The 23,056-nt window shown below is 47.5% G+C and carries 25 protein-coding genes; 13 read left to right on the top strand and 12 right to left on the bottom strand.

The window, feature by feature from the left end; all coding sequences use genetic code 11:
* Positions 1-2: 2 nt before the first annotated feature.
* Together L4D76_RS09345 and L4D76_RS09340 are read left to right on the top strand one after the other, a co-directional pair.
* Positions 3-1,151 carry a peptidoglycan DD-metalloendopeptidase family protein gene (locus L4D76_RS09345; protein WP_428440635.1) on the top strand — a complete coding sequence of 383 codons (1,149 nt, stop codon included), beginning with the start codon at positions 3-5 and terminating at the stop codon, positions 1,149-1,151.
* Between the two features lie 73 nt (positions 1,152-1,224).
* Entirely contained in the window at positions 1,225-1,947 is a 723-nt protein-coding gene (locus tag L4D76_RS09340; protein WP_428440634.1) for a divergent polysaccharide deacetylase family protein, read from the top strand.
* Positions 1,948-2,016: 69 nt separating this feature from the next.
* Here L4D76_RS09340 and L4D76_RS09335 read toward each other — a convergent pair whose 3' ends face one another.
* The gene (locus L4D76_RS09335; protein ID WP_428440633.1) at positions 2,017-2,664 is read right to left on the bottom strand and encodes a TetR/AcrR family transcriptional regulator; all 648 of its coding nucleotides are present in this window, start codon (positions 2,662-2,664) and stop codon (positions 2,017-2,019) included.
* A 119-nt stretch (positions 2,665-2,783) separates the two neighbouring features.
* On the opposite strand from L4D76_RS09335, the gene rfaD reads away from it, so the two are divergent.
* The 5 genes from rfaD to L4D76_RS09310 all read left to right on the top strand — a co-directional run bounded on the left by rfaD (position 2,784) and on the right by L4D76_RS09310 (position 7,973).
* Entirely contained in the window at positions 2,784-3,728 is a 945-nt protein-coding gene (rfaD, locus tag L4D76_RS09330) for an ADP-glyceromanno-heptose 6-epimerase (RefSeq protein WP_428440632.1), read from the top strand.
* Positions 3,729-3,743: 15 nt separating this feature from the next.
* Complete coding sequence (gene lpxM / locus L4D76_RS09325; protein ID WP_428440631.1) at positions 3,744-4,703, top strand: lauroyl-Kdo(2)-lipid IV(A) myristoyltransferase; 960 nt, start codon at positions 3,744-3,746, stop codon at positions 4,701-4,703.
* 9 nt (positions 4,704-4,712) lie between these two features.
* Positions 4,713-6,038, top strand: a complete 1,326-nt coding sequence (locus L4D76_RS09320) for an O-antigen ligase family protein (RefSeq protein ID WP_428440630.1) — start codon at positions 4,713-4,715, stop codon at positions 6,036-6,038.
* Positions 6,039-6,040: 2 nt separating this feature from the next.
* The gene (locus L4D76_RS09315) at positions 6,041-7,123 is read left to right on the top strand and encodes a glycosyltransferase family 4 protein (protein WP_428440629.1); all 1,083 of its coding nucleotides are present in this window, start codon (positions 6,041-6,043) and stop codon (positions 7,121-7,123) included.
* 124 nt (positions 7,124-7,247) lie between these two features.
* Positions 7,248-7,973: a glycosyltransferase family 25 protein gene (locus L4D76_RS09310; RefSeq protein WP_428440628.1), complete on the top strand. Its 726-nt coding sequence runs from the start codon at positions 7,248-7,250 to the stop codon at positions 7,971-7,973.
* A gap of 145 nt (positions 7,974-8,118) precedes the next feature.
* On the opposite strand, the gene L4D76_RS09305 is transcribed toward L4D76_RS09310, so the two are convergent.
* A complete protein-coding gene (locus tag L4D76_RS09305) occupies positions 8,119-8,895 on the bottom strand; it encodes a glycosyltransferase family 2 protein (protein WP_428440627.1) in 777 nt (258 codons plus the stop codon).
* Between the two features lie 4 nt (positions 8,896-8,899).
* Positions 8,900-9,931: a CDP-glycerol glycerophosphotransferase family protein gene (locus tag L4D76_RS09300; protein WP_428440670.1), complete on the bottom strand. Its 1,032-nt coding sequence runs from the start codon at positions 9,929-9,931 to the stop codon at positions 8,900-8,902.
* Between the two features lie 222 nt (positions 9,932-10,153).
* Between L4D76_RS09300 and waaA the strand changes: the two genes are divergently transcribed.
* Positions 10,154-11,452, top strand: coding sequence for a lipid IV(A) 3-deoxy-D-manno-octulosonic acid transferase (gene waaA / locus L4D76_RS09295; RefSeq protein ID WP_428440626.1), 1,299 nt, complete (start codon positions 10,154-10,156; stop codon positions 11,450-11,452).
* Here waaA and L4D76_RS09290 read toward each other — a convergent pair.
* Positions 11,437-12,141, bottom strand: a complete 705-nt coding sequence (locus tag L4D76_RS09290; protein ID WP_428440625.1) for a 3-deoxy-D-manno-octulosonic acid kinase — start codon at positions 12,139-12,141, stop codon at positions 11,437-11,439. The two genes, waaA and L4D76_RS09290, sit on opposite strands and share 16 nt — an antisense overlap.
* Positions 12,142-12,233: 92 nt before the next feature.
* On the opposite strand from L4D76_RS09290, the gene L4D76_RS09285 reads away from it, so the two are divergent.
* Entirely contained in the window at positions 12,234-13,280 is a 1,047-nt protein-coding gene (locus L4D76_RS09285) for a glycosyltransferase family 9 protein (protein ID WP_428440624.1), read from the top strand.
* Positions 13,281-13,315: 35 nt separating this feature from the next.
* On the top strand, positions 13,316-13,801 hold the full coding sequence (gene coaD, locus L4D76_RS09280; protein WP_428440623.1) for a pantetheine-phosphate adenylyltransferase: 486 nt from the start codon (positions 13,316-13,318) through the stop codon (positions 13,799-13,801).
* 85 nt (positions 13,802-13,886) lie between these two features.
* Here the strand turns inward: coaD and L4D76_RS09275 are convergent, their stop codons facing one another.
* From L4D76_RS09275 to radC, 7 genes are all read right to left on the bottom strand, one after another.
* Complete coding sequence (locus tag L4D76_RS09275; RefSeq protein ID WP_428440622.1) at positions 13,887-14,891, bottom strand: NAD-dependent epimerase; 1,005 nt, start codon at positions 14,889-14,891, stop codon at positions 13,887-13,889.
* A gap of 81 nt (positions 14,892-14,972) precedes the next feature.
* Positions 14,973-16,316: a UDP-glucose dehydrogenase family protein gene (locus tag L4D76_RS09270; protein WP_428440621.1), complete on the bottom strand. Its 1,344-nt coding sequence runs from the start codon at positions 16,314-16,316 to the stop codon at positions 14,973-14,975.
* 199 nt (positions 16,317-16,515) lie between these two features.
* Positions 16,516-17,325, bottom strand: coding sequence for a bifunctional DNA-formamidopyrimidine glycosylase/DNA-(apurinic or apyrimidinic site) lyase (gene mutM / locus L4D76_RS09265; RefSeq protein WP_428440620.1), 810 nt, complete (start codon positions 17,323-17,325; stop codon positions 16,516-16,518).
* A gap of 23 nt (positions 17,326-17,348) precedes the next feature.
* Positions 17,349-17,840, bottom strand: a complete 492-nt coding sequence (locus L4D76_RS09260; RefSeq protein WP_428440619.1) for a hypothetical protein — start codon at positions 17,838-17,840, stop codon at positions 17,349-17,351.
* Between the two features lie 172 nt (positions 17,841-18,012).
* The gene (gene rpmG / locus L4D76_RS09255) at positions 18,013-18,180 is read right to left on the bottom strand and encodes a 50S ribosomal protein L33 (RefSeq protein WP_004405486.1); all 168 of its coding nucleotides are present in this window, start codon (positions 18,178-18,180) and stop codon (positions 18,013-18,015) included.
* Positions 18,181-18,196: 16 nt separating this feature from the next.
* Positions 18,197-18,433: a 50S ribosomal protein L28 gene (gene rpmB, locus L4D76_RS09250; RefSeq protein WP_107283510.1), complete on the bottom strand. Its 237-nt coding sequence runs from the start codon at positions 18,431-18,433 to the stop codon at positions 18,197-18,199.
* A gap of 173 nt (positions 18,434-18,606) precedes the next feature.
* Entirely contained in the window at positions 18,607-19,281 is a 675-nt protein-coding gene (radC, locus tag L4D76_RS09245; RefSeq protein WP_428440618.1) for a RadC family protein, read from the bottom strand.
* Between the two features lie 354 nt (positions 19,282-19,635).
* On the opposite strand from radC, the gene coaBC reads away from it, so the two are divergent.
* The 3 genes from coaBC (at position 19,636) to slmA (ending at position 22,105) form a co-directional block, all read left to right on the top strand.
* Positions 19,636-20,859, top strand: coding sequence for a bifunctional phosphopantothenoylcysteine decarboxylase/phosphopantothenate--cysteine ligase CoaBC (gene coaBC, locus L4D76_RS09240; RefSeq protein WP_428440617.1), 1,224 nt, complete (start codon positions 19,636-19,638; stop codon positions 20,857-20,859).
* On the top strand, positions 20,846-21,301 hold the full coding sequence (gene dut / locus L4D76_RS09235; RefSeq protein WP_428440616.1) for a dUTP diphosphatase: 456 nt from the start codon (positions 20,846-20,848) through the stop codon (positions 21,299-21,301). Before coaBC ends, dut begins: the two co-directional genes overlap by 14 nt.
* A gap of 213 nt (positions 21,302-21,514) precedes the next feature.
* Positions 21,515-22,105, top strand: coding sequence for a nucleoid occlusion factor SlmA (slmA, locus tag L4D76_RS09230; RefSeq protein WP_428440615.1), 591 nt, complete (start codon positions 21,515-21,517; stop codon positions 22,103-22,105).
* A 218-nt stretch (positions 22,106-22,323) separates the two neighbouring features.
* On the opposite strand, the gene pyrE is transcribed toward slmA, so the two are convergent.
* Positions 22,324-22,965: an orotate phosphoribosyltransferase gene (gene pyrE, locus L4D76_RS09225; protein WP_428440614.1), complete on the bottom strand. Its 642-nt coding sequence runs from the start codon at positions 22,963-22,965 to the stop codon at positions 22,324-22,326.
* Between the last annotated feature and the right edge of the window lie 91 nt (positions 22,966-23,056).

Below are 23,056 nucleotides of genomic sequence, written 5' to 3'. Positions count from 1 at the left end.
ATATGATCACACACCTAAACCATACTATCCGCGCCAGTGCATTATGCACTGGCGCTTTGTTATGCCTGATGTTTTCTCAGCCAAGCGTCGCAACCAGTAAAAACCAGCTCGATGGCGTTAAACAGGAGATATCACGCCAGAAAAACCAACTTGGCAGTAAGAAAAGTCAGTTCAAAACCCTACAAAAAGAACTCAGACAACAAGAGCTGGGTATTGCACAAACGGCGAAGAAAATTCACCAGGCTGACAATCAGCTCAACACACTAAACGGCTCCATCAGCCTGCTTGAGCGCGATCAGAAAACGCTCCAACAGCTGAAGTTCGGCCAGCAGGAAATGCTAAAAGAATTGCTCGATACCCAATACCGGCAAGGACAAAACGATCAGCTGGCGAGTCTGTTAAGTGGCAAACAAAGTACTGAACTCGATCGGATGTCGGTTTACGCAGAGCGCTTAAGCCTGGCGCGTAGCCGGGCACTCAATGAATTAGCGGCGACCAATACCGAGTTACAGCTCAAGCACCATGAATTAGCCCAGCAACGCCAGCAGCAGCAGGTCTTACTGACTCAGCTAAAAACCGAAAAAAGCACCTTAGAATCAAAGCAAAAGCACCGAAAGAAGACCCTTACCAGCATTAAAAGCCAGATTAATTCTGACAATCACTACCTCTCTGAGCTGCACGCCAACGAAAAACGCTTGCTGGCAGAAATTGCCAAGGCAAAAGCCGAAGCGGAAGCCGCCCTGCGAGTCCCGATGGATGGTCTGATCCGACACCAGGGTAAGCTGCCATGGCCAGTGAAAGGCTCTGTCCTCCACACTTACGGATCGGTTCAGAAAGGCGAATTACACTGGAAAGGCATGGTATTCAGTAAACCTTCCGGCAGCCAGGTCAAGGCCGTGTATTCCGGTAAAGTTGTTTTTGCCGATTGGCTGCGAGGCTATGGCTTAATGCTGGTTATCGATCATGGTAAAGGTGATATGAGTTTTTATGGCTATAACCAAACCCTGCTGAAAAAAGTCGGAGATACGGTGCAGGCAAGCGAAGCCATCGCTCTAGTGGGTGACAGTGGAGGCCAGGAGAGTTCAGGCCTGTACTTTGAGATCCGCCGTAAAGGCACCCCGACAAATCCAAGGAAATGGCTGACAAAGTAAACCTAACAGCCTATCCCGATTGCCAAATTAGGGAGCCTCGGGCTCAACAACAAAGATTATCAGGAACTACGGCATGCGACGGAACGCACTTTATTTCTCTTTTTTGATCATTTTATTTACGGTAAGGCCGGCATCGGCAGCCAGGTTAGCGATCGTTATCGATGACTTAGGCTATCAGGCCATGCCGGCCCAACTCTCTGCGTTACCACCTGAAATCAGCATCTCAATTCTGCCCGATACTCCTTTTGATTTAGCCACAGCACGTCAGGCAAAACGAGAAAATCGGGATACGTTACTGCATATGCCCATGCAGCCACAACGACAAGCACCGTTAGAGCTGACGACACTCACCGCTGATATGCCCCGGGAAGAACTACAACAAACGTTACGTCATGCTCTCAGCCGCGTCCCCAATGCCATAGCCATCAATAACCACATGGGAAGCGGATTAACCCAAAATAGCCAAGCGATGGACTGGGTGATGACGGTGCTCTCTGAACAAGGCCTCTCCTTTCTGGATAGCCGAACCACCACCCAGACAGTGGCATTCAAACGGGCGCAAGCCAACGGCGTGCCCGCACTGCGCCGTCATATTTTTCTCGATCACTTTCGCACCCGGCAGTTTATCCGGCAGCAGTTAGAATTAGCCCTGAAACGGGCCCGGAAAGATGGTTATGTCGTGGCAATAGGCCACCCCTATCCCGTAACCCTGGAAACGCTGCAACAGTGGTTGCCTGAAGTAGAAAAGCAGCAGGTCAGACTGGTACGACTATCAGAACTGTATTCGCAGATATAGCACCAATCTGACTCATTACAATAACGTCAGCGGGGGATATTAAAGGCCGACTGCAGGTAAAATCGACAATTATGAGACGTCTCGTTGTACCTGTTCACAATAATGAGACTCAAGTTGGAGAACCCGAGCTTTCCCTTCATCAGTGGTCAGAGGACGGACAATACTTAGCATCTGTAATACCCCTTGATAAATTACTGCCTTGGTGATTTTAGCGCCCGGGACTTGAGTGGTCTGATAACAAATCCAGCTCGATGCAACTAATTTTAGCGTGTTAGTCAGGCTTAACAGCTCATCTTTGTCCAGATCAAGTAGCTCCTTCTCTTTGAAACTATTCATCAATGCCATGATATTGCTGTGTAATGCCTCCTGGGCTTGTAAATATTTACTTTGCAGCTCCTGATCACGGCTAAGTATATCTGGCAGGTTGGCGTAGAAAAAACGATAGCGCCACATCAGCATAAATACGGCATCCAGGTAGCCCAGCAAACTTTCTGCAGTCGCATCAAATTCTGCTTGTGGCTGAAAGCGAATACTCAGATCGCAGGCGTATTCATCAAAGATACAGTGTATAATCTCTTCCTTATTGCGAAAGTGATAATAGAGATTGCCGGGGCTGATCCCCAAATGAGCAGCTATATGGTTGGTGGTAACATTAGGCTCACCACTCTCATTAAAGAGTTCCAGTGCGGCCTGAATAATTTTGTCGCGGGTTTTCATACGCTTCTCACTTCCTTCACCCAATGGCTATCGCTTGATATTATCATAACTCATAACCAATATTTGTAACGGTGGCTAACTAAAGCCGTTCGATCAATGAATTAGCATTAGGATAACCCATGATAATTGTAACTGGCGGTGCCGGCATGATCGGCAGCAATGTTGTTAAGTCACTGAATGAACAAGGTCATAACGATATTCTAGTCGTTGATAACCTCAAAGACGGCACTAAGTTTGTTAACTTAGTTGACCTTGATATCGCTGATTACATGGATAAGGAAGACTTCATCACCCAGATCATGGCTGGTGATGAATTCGGCCCGATCGAAGCCATTTTCCACCAGGGGGCTTGCTCGGCAACCACAGAGTGGGACGGCAAATACATGATGCTGAACAATTATGAGTACTCTAAAGAGTTGCTGCATTATTGCCTGGAGCGCCAAATTCCATTTCTGTATGCCTCCTCTGCTGCCACCTATGGCGGTCGCGACCACGACTTTATTGAAGAAAAACAGTATGAAGGTGCCCTGAACGTCTACGGTTATTCAAAACAGCAGTTTGATAATTATGTTCGTCGCATCTGGCAGGACGCAAAAGCCCATGGCGAAACACTGTCTCAGGTGACGGGTTTTCGCTACTTCAATGTTTATGGCCCGCGCGAACAGCATAAAGGCAGCATGGCTTCTGTGGCTTATCACCTAAATGGTCAAATTAAAGCTGGTGAAAACCCAAAGCTATTCGAAGGTTCCGAGACCTTCAAACGTGATTTTGTCTATGTGGGTGACGTGTGTAACGTAAACCTGTGGTTCCTTGAAAAAGGCGTGTCCGGTATCTTCAACTGCGGCACCGGCAAGGCCGAATCATTCCAGGCCGTCGCCGATGCGGTGATCAAATACCACGGTGAAGGCGAAGTAGAAACGGTCCCGTTCCCGGAGCACCTGAAAGGTCACTACCAGGCATTTACCCAGGCAGATTTGACCAAGCTTCGTGCAACAGGTTATAACCAGCCGTTCAAGTCAGTTGCCGAAGGCGTAGCTGAGTACATGGCGATTTTTAATAAGTAACGTTGAAAGAACCCGATGACAGATCATTATGACAAGCAAGCTTATAACCCGGAGTTTTCCTGGTCTTTCTTGCACCCAAAATACTGGGGAACCTGGCTGGCAGTAGCTGTTGCGACCCTAGTTTGCCTGTTTCCTCATTCAGTGCGCCGGGCACTTGCCACCGGATTTGCGAAACAAGCCGTGAAGCTCAATAGCAAAGCCAACCGCCGTGCCCGGGTAAACTTGCAAATGTGCTTTCCCGACAAATCAGAAGAAGAACGAGAGGCGATACTGCTGCAAAGCATTATCACCGCAGGGACCTTTCTGATGGGGTTTGCCTCACTGTCTGTGCGCAACCGTCAGTGGCTGGAACAAAACACCACGATCCGTGGTGAAGAGCACCTGACATCACTAAAAGCACAAGGCCAGAATGTCATCTTGCTCGTTCCTCATACCTGGGCCATTGATGTGCCAGCAGTACTGCTTGCCTCACGAGGCCTGCCTGTTTCAGCAATGGCAAAAAAACAAAAGAACCCGGTCTCTGACTGGCTGATGCACAAGCAGCGCCTTCAATACGGCGGGCGTGTATATGAGCGCAGTAGCGGGATAAAGCCCTTCCTTCGTTCAATCAAAGAAGGCTACTTGGGTTACTACTTACCTGATGAGGACTTAGGTCCTAAGCACAGTGTTTTTGTCGATTTTTTTGCCACCACTAAAGCAACTATTTCTGGTCTGGGACGGTTGTCAAAATTAAGCCGTGCAAAGATTGTCCCGCTGTTTGCAATGTACAATAATGCCACCGGCAAATACGAAATCGACATCAAACCAGCACTTGATCCCTTCCCGAGTGAGAGCGAAGAGCAAGATGCCCGTATAATGAACACCTGTATCGAAGATTACGTTAGCGTTAATCCGGAGCAATACATGTGGATTTTACGTTTACTGAAGACCCGCCCGAACGGTGGGGAAAATCCTTATCATACAGACAAAGCCTAGCCATAAACCATGACATTGAAAATTACTAATCCATTATTACTGATCACAAATAGTCTGGTCTTTTTATTTGCGCCCCTCTGCCTGACCGTAGATGGGGGGTATAACCTGATCCCGATGCTGTTATTGGTCCTGGCACTGCCGTTACTATTCAGAGCTAAAAAAACACCGCTCACTCAAGAGCTAAAATGGCTGATTGCCGCCTTTTTCGGCTATTTTATCCTGTTCCCGATCTCTGTCTATTTTGATGGAGGTCGCTTTAGTGATATCGATCAGGCCAGCAGAGCCGTAATGGCGGTTATCATATTACTGTTATTGCTTCGTTATCCGCCAAAGTTTGGCTGGTTACTCAATAGCTTTGCCGCCGGATCTTTGGCCTCGGGCGCTGTCGCCATCCACCAGGTATTGCTCCTTAACCAGCCACGCGCCTTTGCTGCTTATATCAATGCGATTCAAGGCGGTAATATTGCCATGTCGCTCGGGTTGCTTAGCCTTTGCGGTGCTGTTTTTTACCTTAAACAACAGCGTAATACTCATGCACTCGTATTTCTCATAGCTGCTGCTGCAGGTATTGTCGGCAGCTTACTTTCCGGCTCCCGGGGCGGATGGATAGGCCTTCCTGTAATTATCGCAGCTCTAATCTATTTAAATCGCAGCTGGTTATCCAGGCGTTGCTATCTGACGATACTCTTGGCGATACTAGCTGTCAGCACAGTCTTTCTGCAACCGTCGTCGGGCATGCAACAACGGTTTAATGCTATAGGCTATGACATTGCCCAATACCAAAACGGTAACAGCAATACCTCAATCGGTATTCGCTTAGACCTTTGGAAAAGCGCCTATTACAGCATTAAAGAAAAACCGCTATTTGGCTGGGGAGTCAACGGGCGCCACACCAGCCAGCTTGAGCAGGTAAAAGCCAATATCATCAGCCAGCGCCTCTATGGTTATAGTTTTCATGCCCATAACCAGTATTTAGAAGATACCTCAATACGCGGCTTACTCGGTTTGGTAGCACTGCTGGGTTTATTTGCCGTCCCTCTGGTTATTTATAAACGCTATAGCCGTTCAACATCTTCAGCCCAACAGACAGCATTGGCCAGCTGCGGGGTGGTTTTTGTCGTTTCAGTCGCCAGCTACTGTTTAACACAGTCCTTTTTGTCTCATAACTCGGGGATCATTTTTTACTGTTTTGTCACTATCTGCATTATTGCCTCGTTAGTCAGCCTCAATAACGAACAAGAAGAGAAACAGTTAGCATCATTAAACATCATTGAACGTATTGGCCGCTACTTTCATAACACTAAGTTCCACTTGCAGAATAAGCAACAGGGGTAACAATGAAAATTCTAATTGCCAGCTCATATAAGCATGCTTGGAACAGCGTACGCCCTGAAGCTGAAATGTTTATAGAAATGGTTAAGCAAGGTCACGAAGTGACGGTCTTAACCCAAGGCGATGCGCCGTATGTTGAACGGTTTAATGCCCATGGGGTTAAAACCATTGACTGCTATCCGAAAAGAAAGATCTGTTTGGACACCATTAAGATAATGCGTAAAGAGCTGATCGATGGCCAGTACGATGTTTTCTACGCGTTTAACTCGAAAACCATTCCCAATGCAATTTTGGCAAGCATCGGAACCAATGCAAAGGTGATCACCTACCGCGGAACGACGGGAGGATTATACCGTCATGATCCAAGTGCCTACCTGACCCACCTGAATCCTCGTGTTGACGGTATTATCTGCGTATCAGAGGCGGTTCGGCGAGATGTGGCCAAACGAGTCTGGAAAATTAAAGACAATGTGACCACCATTTATAAAGGTCACCAACTGTCCTGGTATCAGGTTCCGGCGACAGAAAGAAGTGAGTTTGGGTTAACGGATGATCATATTATTGCGGTGTGTGCCGCTCATGTCAGGCCAAGCAAAGGCATTTCAGTTTTAATTAAAGCAACACATGCGATTGAAAATGAAAACTTCCATCTGTTATTAGTGGGTAGTGGGTTTGAACCTCATTTGGAAGAGATAGCACAAAGCCCGATGGCTGATCGCATTCACTTGGTTGGCCACCGCAAAGATGTCCCTTCAATTATGACCATGGCCGATTTTCAGGTTCAGCCATCAATCAGCGGTGAAGGCCTTCCGCGCACCATCATTGAAGCCATGGCCAACGGTACGACTTCGGTTGTTACCACTACGGGTGGCTCACCGGAGCTGGTCGATGATGGCAAAACCGGTTTTGTTGTCCCTGCCGGCGATGCCGAAGCTTTCGCCGATGCGATGAATAAACTCATTGCCGATAAAAATAAAATTTCTCAATTCAGTGCCGCCGCTAAGCAAAAACTGGATAAAGAATTCAATGCCGCACAGACCGTGAATAATCACATCGCATACTTTAAAAAACTGTGTAACAAAAGCTAACAAAATCAAAAGCCGCAATTGCAATTGCGGCGAACAAGTAAAAATGCAGTCTATTATACTAATAACTTAAACATACTAAATAACAACTTTAAATACACAAATAATTACTTTCGGAAAAGATAACATGGAAGCTTTTGTAATAAGTCTTGCAGATAGCCTAGACCGACGCAAAAAGGTAAAGGATATCCTTGATAAACATCATATTCATTTTAATTTTATAGATGGCGTTGATGGCAGAAAAGGAAATCATCCTCTCCTGGAAAGATACAATAAAAAAAAATTCATATTCAATTACGGCAGAAAAGCAGCAGCCGGTGAAATAGGCTGCTATGCGAGCCACATACTGGCCTGGCAGAAATGCGTTGATTTGAACCAGTCTATTATTGTGTTTGAAGATGATTTATCGGTTGAGGATGGCGTGCTTGAGGCGTTAAATGCCTGTGAGAAAGTCATCGATAAATACGGCTTTATCCGGATGGAAAAAACCAAAAAGAAGCCTAAGTACAAAGTCGCTCAAGTTGATGGTATGACATTATCTAATTTTCTTAAAGTCCCCCAGTGCACAACTTGCTATGCTATCTCTCCGGCAACCGCAAAAGCGTTTCTTGATAACAGCCAAGAAATTTGCCTTCCTGTGGATGTGTTTATCCGCAATGTCTGGATGCATAAACAAGCCATCTACGGATTAGAACCGTTTTTTATCTCAGCTGGAGGTGACGAATCAATCATTGGCAAAAGGGATAAAATCAAAAATAAATCAATGAGTACTAGAATCATGTGCCTGGCATATAAATTAAGAAATATGACAGGTAATTTCATCAGCCAGGTTTCTTTTTTCTTATCTCGATAAAATAAATAGGCTTCGGCATATCCCGCACCTTACGTATTGACATACGATACACTTGGAGTTTAACGTTAAACTCCAAGTGCACTTGAATACTCATCTGCACAACTGTGCTGATTGGTATTCGACTTTTCCGTCGAAAATAGTGGCCCTATTTTTTAGTTTTGCTCTCTTGCTCCAACAGCCACAAGCCAACATATTTATTGAAATTCACCTGGGCATAGGTCATCGCGATAATAAAGCCGACACTGCCATCGAGGAACCCTCTGCGAATCACATAAATGAGGAAGAAGGTCCAGATAGCACGCAGCAGCGCCAATACCAAACCATGGGACTTCTTGCCCTTACGGTGGTATTTCTGGGCACCTAGCCAAGCATACTGTGCCGACTTATCCAGACCATGGCCATAATCTCGATGAGTGTAGTGCAACAGAAAACCTGGCATTACACCTTTTTCGCCAGAAGCCGGAACCACCGTTTCATGTACTTCATCTAAGGTATAGCGCGCGCCCTCGCGCTTGAACAGACGTAATACGGAACGCGCGCTGCGACCATATTTCAACGTCTTGCCATAAAGGGTCACCCCCCAAGGCAGCCGGTAAGCTGTTTTATCGATCGTCTCCTGCTCAAGTAACGAAACTAACGCTTTTTGCATGTCGCTATCGAGCGCTTCATCGGCATCGATAGAAAGCACCCAGTCACACGTCGCTTTATCTAAAGCGCGTTGCTTCTGCTTACCAAAACCGGGCCAGTCTGTGACCGAAATATTATCCGTATATTCCCGGCAAATCTCGACCGTATCATCGGTAGAGCCGCTATCAAGCACAATGATTTCATCGGCAACTGATGCGACGGATCGCAAGCAGCCCTCGACCCGATCGGCTTCATTTTTTGTAATTAAAATAACTGACAGTGTATGTTTTCGCATGTGATTACCACTTCCAATAGCCCATTTTCTTTCGCATTTTCAGGTTACGAAAAATATTCGCCGGCTTTTTATCCTGCCAGCCTTCAGTCAGCATTTCAGTGACTGCTGTCAACACACGATGAGCCGACTGGCCATCACGATAAGGCGTAATATCTGGGCCATAACGTTTAATATGAGTTTGCAATTCTTTACTTGGGGCCAATGCATCACTAATCGCTGACGCAAGGTTTTCTGGCTCAGTAATATTAATAAAACAAGGTTGGACTTCACGGTTATTCACCGTGACGACAGGTTTATTTAGCAATAAAAACTCCTGGAAGATTGAGGAGTTATCACAAACCATCACATCGGCTCGGTGAAGCAGTTCAATCACTTTATCATTCTCGAAAAAGGTTAAATTATCACTTTCAAGCTGACGGTACTTATCCACCGTTTGCTGATCCATCTTCGGATGTAAGGTGATCAACCAATGCCAGTCACCTTGCTGGCTTAGCGCCTTAATTTCTTCATAGACAGATTCAGCACAAGACAAACTTGGAGTGAAGGTCGAAGCAAACAGGATCTGAGGTCTTGAATAGGCTGTGTCTGACTTGAAGTTAAACAAGCTATCCAGTTTTAGCCAACCCGTCTCTTTAACTCTGAAATAGCCTCGCTTTTCAGCTAACGGTTCCAGCATGCTGGTTCGTTCATGGCCTTCGGTACAAAACAAATCGAACATCCCCCGCTCAGGGTAGACATTGCCTCGCTTGCTTTCATTTAAACCATGAAACACTTCCACTTTCAGGCCGGGAATAAATGACGGTACCCGATCACCCGGCACAAAAACCGCATTGGGATTATAATCAACAGCCTCTTTGATGCTCTGGAGCTCTTCTTCACCTTCTGCAAGAAAATCTCCTGACACCTCATCGCCGGCCAGCAACCACTTAACCTGATGGCCCGCAGCAATCGCGACGGCTTGCAGGGGACGCAATATAGCAAAGGAATAGTTTTGTTCGACATAAAATAAAAAGCGATATGATGACTTCTCATTCAAGCTATCAACGATTTGTTGCATGGTATAAAAGTCCCGGTGTAAACAAGCGTCTTGATAAAACAAGCCTAAGTGCAAAAGCATGATCGCGTTAATAAGTAATCATATCAGAAAACTGTTGTTAACCCTTGCACGGTTGTAGCAATAGTAAAAAGTCATAAAAACCTTTCACAACATCGTTTACACTCTCAACAAAACTTTCCGACTGATATCAAGGAACACACCATGCTCATGCGCTGGTTTTACACCTTATTACTTTCCCTCGCCGCCCCATTTCTGCTCTACGGCCTTTATAAGAAAAAAGCGGGGAAACCTTCATTCGGCGCGCGCTGGAAAGAGCATTTTGGCCTTACGCCCGTGCTTAGTGAGCAAATTACCGCAGCGCGTCCTATCTGGATCCATGCCGTATCGGTTGGTGAATCTATTGCCGCCATACCTGTGATTAAAGCATTAAAAGCGCAAAACCCGGAGCAGACCATAGTGGTCACAACGACAACGAGCACAGGCGCAGAGCAAGTGACCAAACTGGGCGATCTGGTTGAACACCGTTATATGCCTCTTGATTTTTCCTGGTGTGTGCGAGGCTTTTTAAAAGCGATAAAACCTTCTGCGATGCTGATTATGGAAACCGAACTGTGGCCAAATACCTTAGCCACAGTTCACCGTTCAGGCGTGCCGATCATTATTATGAATGCCCGCCTGTCAGCCCGCTCAGCGGCTCGCTATCGTCAGTTTCAGCCAATATTCAATCTTCTAGCCCGCAATATTGACCACGTGTTGTGCCTACATAATGATGATGCAGATCGCTTTAAAGCATTAGGTATGAAAGATAAAAATGTCACGGTGACAGGCTCAATAAAATATGACATCGAGATCTCAGCTTCAATTGAGCAGCAAGCAAGAGATCTACGGACCCGGTTAGGTGCGCAGCGACCGGTATGGGTCGCGGCCAGCACCCACAAAGGGGAGGATGAGCAAGTCTTGGAGGCATTTAAACATGTACTTCAAAAGCACCCGGACAGTTTATTAATTCTCGTGCCGCGTCACCCTGAGCGTTTCAATCAGGTTGAGCAGTTATGTTCTGACACGGGTTTTAACTGTGTGCGCCGCACAGCCAATGCAAAGGTTTCAACCGACACTCAGATCTATCTCGCCGATACGATGGGAGAGATGCTGATCTTCCAGGGCGCTGCAGATATCACCTTTATGGGCGGCAGCTTAATCGGTGATGTGGTCGGCGGGCATAACCTTTTAGAGCCTGCGGCCTTGGGGAAACCCGCGATCACCGGGCCAAGCTTTTACAATTTCACCGACATTACTGAGCAGTTACAGTCTGCCGATGCAGTCTGGATCTGTGCCGATGCCCAGGAGCTGGGGCAGATGCTAACGCGACTCTTTGCGAGCTCTGAACAATGCCAAGCCATGGGATCTGCCGCTTTGAACGTGGTCAAACAAAATCAAGGCGCAGTTGCCAAAACCTTAACCGCTATCAACCACCAGCTTTCGACTCAGGCCCCGGCGTAACCTTGCAATAGACATTGCCAACATGAGTCCTGAAACTGGATACCTCGCTTACCCTGCTCTTTAACAAAAGAGCGGTGGAGGCGAGCCAGGTTCTTCTCTTTCCACGCAGAGCCCGATTGCTCATAGCATTTATCAAAATCGATCAGCCAAACCTGCCCGTCGCCATCCAGCAAAATATTGTGGGCGTTCAAATCGGTATGGCAAACCTGTAAATCGTGCATTTTTCGAATCGTCGTCCCGATCTGTAACCACACTGGCTCGGGAAGACTCTGTTTTTGCAACAACGCCACAAGATCTCTGGCGTTATCAATCTTCTCAACCAGAATATCGGCACGGTAGGTTAAACCTGAGCGGATCGCCCTCGCCGCGACGGGACGGGGAACACGCACACCACCTTGCGCCAGCTTATGCAGCAACAACGTTTCTTCTGCGCAGCGCGTTTTGCTCCAGCCAAGAAACCAATATGAGTCTTCTACCAGCTTGCCAAACAGCCCGCCACGACGATAATGACGCAGTGCCATCGGTAACCGTTCACCCTGAACAAACCAGGTTGTGCCTCGCCCCTGAGCCGAGCCAATCACTTTTGAATCTTGCTGCCAGAACGCCGGGTCAAAACATACATTAGGATCTTCTTGCAACAAATTCGGGTCAAACCAGATGCGCTGGTTATCAAAACACAATTCTTTCACGGTGAAACTCCTGACAGGTTACGCTTCGTTATTTTACAATCACCTGAGTGAACTGCATAATTCCATCTTCAAATCATTATTGGGTATCAGCAATGGCGCTATTTTCTACTCCGCCGAAATCTTTGTGTATTCTGCGATTATCTGCAATTGGTGATGTTTGCCACGCGATTGCCGTGGTGCAAGCAATACAAAGCCACTGGCCACAAACAGAAATCACTTGGGTTACCGGGAAAATAGAAGCCCAGCTCATCGGTGACTTGCCGGGTATAACCGTCGTCACCTTTGATAAAAAAGCCGGTCTTGCCGGCATGAAGGCGGTATGGAGTGCATTAAGAGGGCAAAAGTTTGATGCCCTACTCCATATGCAAGCAGCACTACGTGCAAGTGTACTATCATTGGGCATTAAAGCTAAATACCGTATCGGATTTGGCCGTAACCGCACCAAAGAAGGGCAATGGCTGTTTACTAACAAGCACCTGCCAAAAACCGATGCCTTCCATGTGTTAGACAACTTCGCGGATTTTGCCCGTTACCTCGGGGTACCGTTTTCTGCGCCAAGCTGGAATATTCCGCTGGCGGAAGAAGATATCCGGTTTGCTCAGCAATACACGGCGGGAAAACAGACCCTGCTGATCTCCCCGGCAGCCAGCAAAGACGAGCGTAACTGGCTCACTGAGCGATATGCAGAAATTGCGGACTACGCTAACAGTAAAAGTATGCAGGTACTGCTATGCGGTTCACCGGCTCCCAGAGAAATCGCGCTGGGTAAAAAAATAGAACAACACTGCCAGCAGCCTGTCGTTAATTTGGTTGGCAAGACCAATCTGAAACAATTAACGGCTTTATTAGGGCAAGTCGATGTGGTCTTAGCCCCGGATACCGGCCCTGCGCACTTGGCCACAACCCAGGGAACACCGGTTATTGGGCTGTATGCTCACAGTAACCCATACAGAACCGGGCCTTACAACAGCCTGGATCACATGGCGAGCGTTTACGATCAACACGCCGAACAACAACACGGCAAATCGGTTGGTGCCCTGCCTTGGGGAACCCGGGTTAAGGGCGAAGACTTAATGAAAGACATCAGTGTCGAAAAGGTAAAATCCATACTCGATAGCCTGATCTCACCATCGGTTTAGCACTAAACAAATTATTTTTTTAACGGAAGATCACCATGACAACACGCGTTATCTACCCGGGTACTTTTGATCCTATCACCAATGGACATCTTGACTTAATTGAGCGGGCTGCCGCTATGTTTGACCATGTGGTGGTCGGTATTGCAGCCAGCCCCAGTAAGAAGCCACTGTTTGATCTGCAAGAGCGTGTCACACTCACCCAAGCCATCACCAAGCATTTATCCAACGTTGAAGTCGTTGGTTTTTCTGGTCTTCTGGTCGATTTCGCCAAGGAATCTAATGCTAATATCTTAGTCCGCGGCTTACGCGCGGTATCTGACTTTGAGTATGAATTCCAGCTGGCGAACATGAACCGCCGCCTGATGCCAGAATTAGAAACCGTCTTTCTGACTCCATCCGAAGAGAATTCTTTCCTTTCTTCAACGATTGTTAAAGAAGTCGCACTGCACAAAGGTGATGTGAGCCAATTCGTAGACCCCCGCATTACCGGTGCGCTTAACGCCAAGCTGCATAAAAAGTAGATCTGATACCAACTGGTATGAATCCGCATTCAAAAAAGGAGGCAATAGCCTCCTTTTTGTTTCTACACTTCATGTTATTAGATCATCAGCACTTATAAAATGCACGATACCAATCAACAAAAGCTTTAACGCCTTCTTTCACTTTCACCGCGGGTTGATAACCGGTGGCGTTAAATAAATCGTCAGTATCGGCATAGGTTGCATACACATCGCCTGGCTGCATCGGCATAAAGTTTTTCTTCGCTTCAATCCCTAACGCCTCTTCCAGCGCTTCAATAAAGTCCATCAGCTTCACCGGGCTGCCATGGCCAATGTTATACACTTTATATGGTGCCGAGCTGGTTGCGGGTGAACCCGCTTCAACCGTCCAGTCATTGTTCTTTTCCGGGATCACATCCTGAATGCGGATAATGCCTTCAACAATATCATCGATGTAGGTGAAATCACGGCGCATATCGCCATTGTTATACACATCGATGCCTTTGCCTTCGACAATCGCATTGGTAAATTTGAACAACGCCATATCAGGACGTCCCCAGGGACCGTAGACCGTAAAGAAACGCAGGCCTGTGGTGGGAACACCATACAAATGCGAATAAGTATGGGCCATCAACTCATTGGATTTCTTCGTTGCGGCATACAATGAAATCGGATGATCCACACTGTCACTGGTATTAAACGGCATCTTTTGGTTCAGACCGTATACCGAACTTGAAGAGGCATAAACCAGATGTTTGACTTTATTATGGCGACACCCTTCAAGCACAGCCAAATGGCCGACTAAATTACTATCGGCATAGGCCATCGGGTTATCAATGGAGTAACGAACTCCTGCCTGGGCTGCCAGATGAATAACACGATCAAACTGCTGCTCAGCAAACAAAGCCGCCATGCCGTCACGATCAGCTAAATCCAGCTCGATAAAGGTGAATTTTTCATGAGCCGCACGCTCAAGACGCGCATGCTTGAGTGAGACATCGTAGTAATCATTCAGATTATCGATACCAATGACATCATGGCCCTGCTCACAAAGGCGCTCAGTCACCGCGCTACCAATAAAACCAGCTGCACCCGTTACGAGATATTTCATACTTTACCTGTCTTTTCATTTGCTGCTCATCTCGATGCTATTTCATTGAACAGCAAAGAGATGAACAGTGACATTTTGTCCTTAAATCACGGGACGAATACTGTCACCGCGGCCAATCGCGTAATAACTAAAACCACGCTCCTGCATTAATGCCGGCTCAAATAAGTTACGGCCATCAACAATCACTTTTTCTTTTAACGTCGTCGCAATGAAATCAAAGTCCGGGGCGCGGAAATTCGTCCACTCGGTACAGATCACCAACGCATCGGCACCTTGCAATGCCGCTTCTTTGGTTCCCATAAGCAACAGATCGTCACGATTGCCATAAATACGCTGACACTCTTCCATCGCTTCGGGATCAAACGCCTGAACTGTCGCTCCCGCCTGCCACAGTGACTCCATTAACACGCGGCTGGACGCCTCACGCATATCATCGGTATTGGGTTTAAAGGAAAGTCCCCAAACCGCAATCGTTTTATCTTTAAGATCAGAATTAAAATGGTGGTCCAGATTCGCCATTAGCTTATCTTTCTGGCGGTAGTTAACTCGTTCTACCGCTTCCAGCAATTCAGATTGATAGCCAATCCCCTGAGACGTGCGTACGAGTGCCTGCACATCTTTCGGGAAGCACGAACCACCATAACCACAACCCGGATAAATAAAATGGTAACCAATGCGCGGATCAGAACCGATGCCTTTGCGAACCTGCTCGATATCCGCTCCCAGCTTTTCCGCCAGGTTCGACATCTCGTTCATAAATGAAATCTTGGTGGCCAGCATGCAGTTTGCAGCATATTTGGTGAGCTCGGCTGACCGAACATCCATAAAGATGATCTTGTCGTGGTTGCGATTAAAAGGCGCATACAGCTCGCGCATCAGTTTTTCAACCCGCTCAGAATCCGTACCAATAACAATGCGATCGGGTTTACGGCAATCCGCAACCGCAGCACCTTCTTTTAAAAATTCAGGGTTAGAGGCAACATCAAAACCAATCTCGGCGCCACGCTCTGCAAGCGCTTTTACCATATAGGCCTGTACTTTGTCTGCGGTACCGACCGGTACTGTCGATTTATCGATGATCACTTTGTAATCATCCATATATTTGGCAATCGTGCCGGCAACCGCTAACACATACTGCAGATCAGCAGAGCCATCTTCATCTGGTGGCGTACCGACAGCAATAAACTGCATTTGGCCATGTTTAACGCCAAGTTCAGCATCCGTGGTGAAGGTGATCCGGCCTGATTCATAATTTTCTTTGACCAGCGGTGTCAGACCCGGTTCATAAATCGGAATAATACCCTGCTTCAGGTTCTCAACCTTGTTCTGATCAATATCGACACACACCACTTCATGGCCAACTTCCGCCAGAACGGCAGCCTGAACCAGGCCAACATACCCAATACCAAAAACTGTAACTTTCATGCTCTGTTCCCAAAATAATTAAAGCGGTTTTGCACCAACAACGCTAATGGCGACTAACCAACTGGCAGCTAAACCATTGGCGACTAAGAGCAACCGACACGTATCATTTGACGTCACGACTGGCCATTAAGCGGTAGATTATACGGTGCCGACATCATGAATACATCGATAATTATCTTTGTTCATAACATCTTAAATTCTATTTTTGACAGTGACTGCAATACACCGTGGCACGCTGACCTATCTTAATGTCGCTCAATAGCTTTTCGCATCGAGGGCAAGGCTCGCCACCTTTTCCATATACCTGTAATTCTTGGGCAAAATACCCCGGCTTGCCATCCGCATTTTTAAAGTCTTTCAAGGTGGTACCACCTTGCTCAATGGCAAACGCCAATACGGCTTTAATTTCAGCCACTAAGATCGCAATACGTTGCGGCGAGATATTACCGGCAGCACGTTTCGGGTGAATTCCGGCACTGAACAGCGATTCATTGGCATAGATATTACCCACCCCGACCACGACCTGGTTATCCATGATCAATTGTTTGATCGCGGTACGCTTACCTTGCGATCTCTCAAACAGGTACTCGGCAGTAAATCCATCACTCAGTGGCTCTGGCCCCAGCTTACTGAGTACCGGATGCTGTAGCTCCGGTTGCTCCCATAACCAGGCACCGAAACGACGTGGATCGTTATAACGCAGCACTTCACCACTCGAGAGCACCAAATCTACGTGATCATGTTTTTCCGCTGGTATGGATGCCGGTAAGATCCGTAAACTGCCTGACATGCCTAAATGAATAATCGCGTATCCGACATCTGTCTGTAACAACAGATACTTCGCCCGGCGACTGATGCTGCGGATCACCTGCCCTTCAATCTGCCGAATATCTTCAGGGATCGGCCAGCGTAAACGTGAATTTCGAATAATAATTTGTGTCACCGTCTGACCTACCACATGAGGCGTGATCCCCATCCGGCTCACTTCTACTTCAGGTAATTCAGGCATAGCTGTTCTCGTAACGTCATCGGTCAGTCAGGAAATAAATAAGCATCATCGACAGAGATTGCCAGCCATCTACCTTGCCAGCCCTGCAACAACCAGAACTGAGGCAATTGATACACAGTCACACGTATCGGCTCTTCTGTCATCGTCAACCAGATCTCGACGGTACGCGGTGCTGTTAACTGAGGCTTCAACTGCGTCATGGTCTCTTGGTCGACGGCAGTACCCGCAATAGTTTGCCAGCGATTGACAACAGCCGGCAGATTCGACTGCATAGACGGTTCAGCGACCCATTGACCACCTTGCAACATAAGCTGATAGTGCGGAAGTACTAGCTGAGTGATCACCGCCTGCTCAGGCAGTAAGCGCTGTAAAGCAGGTGATGGCGAGGACGTCGTTGATGAAGATGATGCGTTTGATAAACGTTCTTTTATCAGCTCAGGAAGCTGCACCATTGCCATAAAACCAACAACGGCAACAATGATGACATTATTCCATCCACGGCGTGATAGTTTCATCCAGGCTCTCCTTGGCCCTCAGGTTCTAGGTAATAATATGATCTTGAATCATAACATTATAGCAATTGTATAAAAGCAAAGACAAAAAGGAAGGAAACTCATTTTAAGGGCAAATTTCAGGTATAAAAAAACCCAGCCTAAACTGGGTTTTTATCAAAGAATTTCAAATCAATTACTTGATTTTAGCTTCTTTGTACATAACGTGCTTACGAACAACTGGATCAAATTTCTTGATCTCAAATTTGCCCGGCATGTTACGCTTGTTCTTGTCGGTAGTGTAGAAGTGTCCTGTACCAGCAGATGATACTAGGCGGATCTTCTCACGAATGCCTTTAGCCATTTTTTAAACTCTCTCTTTAAACGTTCTCGCCGCGAACACGCATCTCTGCAAGAACGATATCAATACCTTTCTTGTCGATGATACGCATACCTTTCGCAGAAAGACGCAGTTTAACGAAGCGTTTTTCGCCTTCTACCCAGAAACGATGAGTTTGCAGGTTCGGCAGAAAACGACGCTTGGTGGCATTACGTGCGTGTGAACGGTTGTTACCCGTTACAGGACGCTTGCCAGTTACTTGGCATACTCGGGACATTGCTGTCTTCTCCAAATCGTTTCAGCTCGATATCTACCGTGGTTAATTCAATGCAAAAAAGTGTTTTCACATATAACCACAGCTATCAAAGGTCGCGCATTATACTAAGTCAAAACCAGTTGCTCAAGTCCCGAGCGATCCTTTCTCATCTTTTTCCGCAAAATTAGCTCAATTTATAGCCAACCTCGCTCTGCGAAAGAGACAATCTCTCCATCACCGACAACAAAATGATCTAGGACACGAATATCGACTAAACCTAGCGCATCGCTGATTCTTCGAGTAATTCGACGGTCTGCTTGACTAGGTTCAGCTACGCCTGACGGGTGATTATGCGCTAAAATGAGTGCGGCTGCATTAAATTCTAACGATCTTTTTACCACTTCCCTTGGATACACAGACGCAGAATCGATCGTTCCTTCAAATAAAACCTCTCCGGAAATGACCCGATGCTGGTTATCAAGAAATAAAACATAGAAGGCTTCGCGGTGCCGATCTCGCAATAGCTGGCTTAAATAATGCCTTGTCTGTTGCGGGCTAGTCAGTGCATCACCTTTCGTCAGCGTCTCTTCCAAATGACGATGGCTCATTTCCAATACCGCCTGCAACTGAGCATATTTTGCCGGACCCAGCCCCTTGTGACAGCAAAAAGCTTTTTTATCGGCCGCTAATAATGCCCTGAGTGAGCCAAACTCGTTGAGCAGGTAAGTCGCCAGCTCAATCGCATTCATCCCGGGCAGACCGGTACGTAAAAAAATGGCGAGTAGCTCGGCATCAGATAAGGCTTTGGCGCCCCGAGATAATAGTTTTTCCCGGGGTCGAGATTCGGCTGGCAGTAGCTTTAATGACATAAACACCTCTTAGGTAATCGCCTCAGAAGATGTGTTTTCATTATCAAATTCAACTTACGCATTCTGTTGTGGGAAAATCTTCGCAGTTTATTTTCACGCTTACATTACACTCGCCCTCAATCTACGATCTTGCCCGCTCATTCGTTCTTAACGTACCGGTATCCATATCAAACCCGCCATCAGAACCTTCTCTAACGATGAATCAGCCCTCCTTTAGTGTTATCTTGTGCTGCAGTATTGGGCCTGTTTATCTTTCAACATTGCAGCTGAAAGATAAACAGACCCTAGTGTTAAGCAAAGCTTTTTGGTTTAGATAAATTTTGATTTAGACAGAATTTTGATTTGGGTAAAACAATGCAAACACTGGCAGGAAAAAAAATACTTCTGGGTATAAGTGGCGGGATTGCGGCTTATAAGTGCGCAGAACTGACACGTCGCCTGATTGAGCGTGGTGCCGAAGTACGCGTGGTCATGACTAAAGCGGCACAAGAATTTATCACGCCCCTGACCATGCAGGCGGTTTCCGGCAAACCGGTTTCCGATAGTTTATTCGATCCCGCCGCCGAAGCATCGATGGGACATATCGAGCTGGCAAAGTGGGCTGACTTGGTGCTATTAGCACCTGCTACCGCAGACTTAATTGCGCGGATCAGTGCCGGTATGGGTAATGATTTGTTGGCCACTTTATGCCTTGCGACAGATTCTCCGATCGCCGTTGCGCCCGCAATGAATCAGCAGATGTACGGCAACATCGCCACCCAGGAAAATATTGCCACCTTAAAACGCCGGGGGTTCCACATCTGGGGGCCCGCCAGTGGTGAGCAAGCCTGTGGTGATGTTGGCCCGGGGCGCATGCTGGAGCCCATGCAATTAGTGCATCTTGCTGAAGATTTTTTCCAGCCAGCCGATTTAGCCGGCCTGAAAATTGCCATTACCGCAGGCCCGACCCGCGAGGCGATTGATCCGGTCCGTTACCTGACCAACCACAGCTCGGGAAAAATGGGTTATGCCATTGCCGCCGCCGCCGCTCAGCGCGGCGCTCAGGTCACTCTGATCAGCGGCCCGGTTAATCTGGCCACGCCTGCCGGCGTCACCCGTATTGATATCAACAGTGCCGAACAAATGCACCAGACGGCAATGAAGCACGCCGTTAAGCATGATATTTTCATCTCTTGCGCTGCCGTTGCCGACTTCCGCCCTGCAGACGTTGCCGAGCAGAAGGTGAAGAAACAATCTGATCAGGATGAAATGGTACTGCGGTTAGTCAAAAATCCGGATATTGTTGCCACCGTCGCAGCACTGCCCCACCAGCGCCCCTTTACCGTAGGGTTTGCAGCTGAAACCCAGGATGTGGAACAATACGCCCGCGGCAAATTAACCCGTAAGAATTTAGATTTGATTTGCGCCAATGATGTCGCCCGACAGGGTCAGGGCTTTAATAGTGACAGCAATGCACTGCACCTGTACTGGCCTGCTGGCGACAAAGCCCTTCCACTTAGCTCAAAAAGTGAACTGGGACAACAACTGATAACAGAAATCACCGCGCTTTATAAAGAGAAAAAGCATGAAAAAAATTGATCTGAAAATCCTCGACCCACGTGTCGGTAACGAATTCCCTCTGCCAGCCTATGCGACTGAAGGCTCTGCAGGTCTGGATCTGCGTGCTTGTCTGGATGAAGCGCTGGTTGTCGAACCGGGTCAGACCCATTTAGTACCAACCGGTCTGGCGATCCACATTGCCGACCAGAGCCTTGCCGCAATAATTCTGCCGCGTTCAGGTCTGGGCCATAAGCACGGCATCGTACTGGGTAACCTGGTTGGCCTTATCGACTCTGACTACCAGGGCCAGCTCATGGTCTCGGTATGGAACCGAGGCCACAGCACATTTACCATCGAAGCTGGCGACCGTATTGCCCAATTAGTTTTCGTCCCTGTGGTACAGGCTGAATTTAATATCGTCTCTGACTTTGATTCCAGCGATCGCGGCGAAGGCGGCTTCGGGCATTCAGGCCGTAGCTAACAAGCAATCTCCGGATAAAAAAACACTCGTAATGTGATTAGCAATTAAACGAGTGATATCAAATATAAAGCGCAGCCCTACAGGTTGCGCTTTTTTTGTCGATAAAGAGATCACTATCTACAGCTTGCGCTTTTCACAACGCAGCAGCATCGCTAAGATAGACGGGTTTCACGCTGTCGTAAGGCAGTACCATTCGAAAAGGAACGGTTATTCATGGCTGGCAACAAAAAAAACAATCGTCGCGAAGAGATCCTGCAAGCGCTGGCACAAATGCTGGAATCGACCCAAGGCAGCCAACGCATTACAACAGCAAAACTGGCGGCACAAGTCGGCGTGTCTGAAGCTGCACTGTACCGGCACTTCCCAAGCAAAGCTCGCATGTTTGAAGGCTTGATTGAGTTTATTGAAGATTCAATCACTACCCGCATCAACCGTATCCTGGATGACGAAAAAGATACCATGAACCGCTTGCGCATGGTGCTGCAGCTCGTTCTGGTTTTTGCTGAACGCAACCCGGGACTGACCCGCATTATGACCGGCCATGCCCTGATGTTTGAGCAAGACCGTCTGCAATCACGGATCAACCAGTTGTTTGAACGGATTGAAACCCAGATACGTCAGGTTCTGCGCGAGCGTAAACTGCGCGAAGGGAAAGGCTTTCCGGTCGATGAGAGTATTTTAGCCGCTCAGCTGTTAGGTCAGGTTGAAGGCAGCCTGAACCGCTATGTTCGCTCCAGCTTCAAATACAAGCCAACCGAAAATTTTGACGACTACTGGCAACTGCTCAGTGCGCAGCTCGGTTAGAAACAGTAGCGAGTAACGAGAGCCTAGTTACTCGATTCTCGAGATAAAAAAAGCGAGAGGTGAATGCCTCTCGCTTTTTTGTTACTGGTCCTGTGGTCAGGCTCTCCGAGCCGTCATAGGGAATCAAGCTTTAGCTCTTTCTCGAAACTCAAAACTAGAACCTCGACGCCACTTATCCATAGAGCCTCAGGGCCATAGTTCCGCTCTTCCCGCTCTTTTTATACCCCATATTCCGCGCGGTAGGCTTTCACTGTTGCTAGGTGGGCGTCCATACCGTCTTGCTCTGCCAGGTAAGTCACCACATCGCCCAGCGATACGATTGAGATAACCGCGCAGCCGAAGTCACGCTCCACTTCCTGAATCGCAGACAACTCACCTTTGCCTTTTTCCTGACGGTCAATCGCAACTAACACACCGGCCAGATCCGCACCGTTGGCCTTAATGATTTCCATCGACTCACGGATTGCAGTCCCGGCCGTGATCACATCATCAACCAGCATAATGCGGCCTTCCAGCGCGCTACCGACCAGGTTGCCACCTTCACCGTGGTTCTTCGCTTCTTTACGGTTAAAGCAATACGGTGTGTCCACATCGTGGTGATCCGCCAGCGCAACGGCGGTGGTTGTCGCAATGGGAATACCTTTGTACGCAGGGCCGAACAGCACATCATAATCGATACCCGCATCCACCAAGGCTTCAGCGTAAAAACGGCCAAGGCGTGCTAAATCACGACCGGTGTTGAACAGACCCGCATTGAAAAAATACGGACTCTGACGGCCAGATTTCAGAGTAAACTCACCAAACTTCAATACCCCTTTTTCCAGGGCAAATTCGATGAACTGACGCTGATATGCTTTCATGGTATCTCCTTAACATTGCTATCTAGGTATTTCGATTTACGCGCTAACTTTATCGAATTCATTGATTCGACAAATTTTAGACAAAAAAAAG

Source organism: Photobacterium sagamiensis (genome assembly GCF_050337085.1).
Classification (GTDB): domain Bacteria; phylum Pseudomonadota; class Gammaproteobacteria; order Enterobacterales; family Vibrionaceae; genus Photobacterium; species Photobacterium sagamiensis.
This window is presented reverse-complemented; position numbering and strand designations above follow the sequence as displayed.

Excerpts from the sequence above, each read along its gene's own strand:
- slmA (WP_428440615.1), top strand. The coding sequence starts at position 21,515 with ATGGCTGGCAACAAAAAAAACAATCGTCGCGAAGAGATCCTGCAAGCG.
- rfaD (WP_428440632.1), top strand. The coding sequence starts at position 2,784 with ATGATAATTGTAACTGGCGGTGCCGGCATGATCGGCAGCAATGTTGTT.
- L4D76_RS09305 (WP_428440627.1), bottom strand. The coding sequence starts at position 8,895 with ATGCGAAAACATACACTGTCAGTTATTTTAATTACAAAAAATGAAGCC.
- rpmG (WP_004405486.1), bottom strand. The coding sequence starts at position 18,180 with ATGGCTAAAGGCATTCGTGAGAAGATCCGCCTAGTATCATCTGCTGGT.
- L4D76_RS09270 (WP_428440621.1), bottom strand. The coding sequence starts at position 16,316 with ATGAAAGTTACAGTTTTTGGTATTGGGTATGTTGGCCTGGTTCAGGCT.
- L4D76_RS09320 (WP_428440630.1), top strand. The coding sequence starts at position 4,713 with ATGACATTGAAAATTACTAATCCATTATTACTGATCACAAATAGTCTG.
- L4D76_RS09345 (WP_428440635.1), top strand. The coding sequence starts at position 3 with ATGATCACACACCTAAACCATACTATCCGCGCCAGTGCATTATGCACT.
- pyrE (WP_428440614.1), bottom strand. The coding sequence starts at position 22,965 with ATGAAAGCATATCAGCGTCAGTTCATCGAATTTGCCCTGGAAAAAGGG.
- dut (WP_428440616.1), top strand. The coding sequence starts at position 20,846 with ATGAAAAAAATTGATCTGAAAATCCTCGACCCACGTGTCGGTAACGAA.
- L4D76_RS09340 (WP_428440634.1), top strand. The coding sequence starts at position 1,225 with ATGCGACGGAACGCACTTTATTTCTCTTTTTTGATCATTTTATTTACG.
- L4D76_RS09285 (WP_428440624.1), top strand. The coding sequence starts at position 12,234 with ATGGCGCTATTTTCTACTCCGCCGAAATCTTTGTGTATTCTGCGATTA.
- rpmB (WP_107283510.1), bottom strand. The coding sequence starts at position 18,433 with ATGTCCCGAGTATGCCAAGTAACTGGCAAGCGTCCTGTAACGGGTAAC.
- L4D76_RS09260 (WP_428440619.1), bottom strand. The coding sequence starts at position 17,840 with ATGAAACTATCACGCCGTGGATGGAATAATGTCATCATTGTTGCCGTT.
- L4D76_RS09335 (WP_428440633.1), bottom strand. The coding sequence starts at position 2,664 with ATGAAAACCCGCGACAAAATTATTCAGGCCGCACTGGAACTCTTTAAT.
- coaBC (WP_428440617.1), top strand. The coding sequence starts at position 19,636 with ATGCAAACACTGGCAGGAAAAAAAATACTTCTGGGTATAAGTGGCGGG.
- mutM (WP_428440620.1), bottom strand. The coding sequence starts at position 17,325 with ATGCCTGAATTACCTGAAGTAGAAGTGAGCCGGATGGGGATCACGCCT.
- lpxM (WP_428440631.1), top strand. The coding sequence starts at position 3,744 with ATGACAGATCATTATGACAAGCAAGCTTATAACCCGGAGTTTTCCTGG.
- radC (WP_428440618.1), bottom strand. The coding sequence starts at position 19,281 with ATGTCATTAAAGCTACTGCCAGCCGAATCTCGACCCCGGGAAAAACTA.
- L4D76_RS09315 (WP_428440629.1), top strand. The coding sequence starts at position 6,041 with ATGAAAATTCTAATTGCCAGCTCATATAAGCATGCTTGGAACAGCGTA.
- L4D76_RS09310 (WP_428440628.1), top strand. The coding sequence starts at position 7,248 with ATGGAAGCTTTTGTAATAAGTCTTGCAGATAGCCTAGACCGACGCAAA.
- waaA (WP_428440626.1), top strand. The coding sequence starts at position 10,154 with ATGCTCATGCGCTGGTTTTACACCTTATTACTTTCCCTCGCCGCCCCA.
- coaD (WP_428440623.1), top strand. The coding sequence starts at position 13,316 with ATGACAACACGCGTTATCTACCCGGGTACTTTTGATCCTATCACCAAT.
- L4D76_RS09275 (WP_428440622.1), bottom strand. The coding sequence starts at position 14,891 with ATGAAATATCTCGTAACGGGTGCAGCTGGTTTTATTGGTAGCGCGGTG.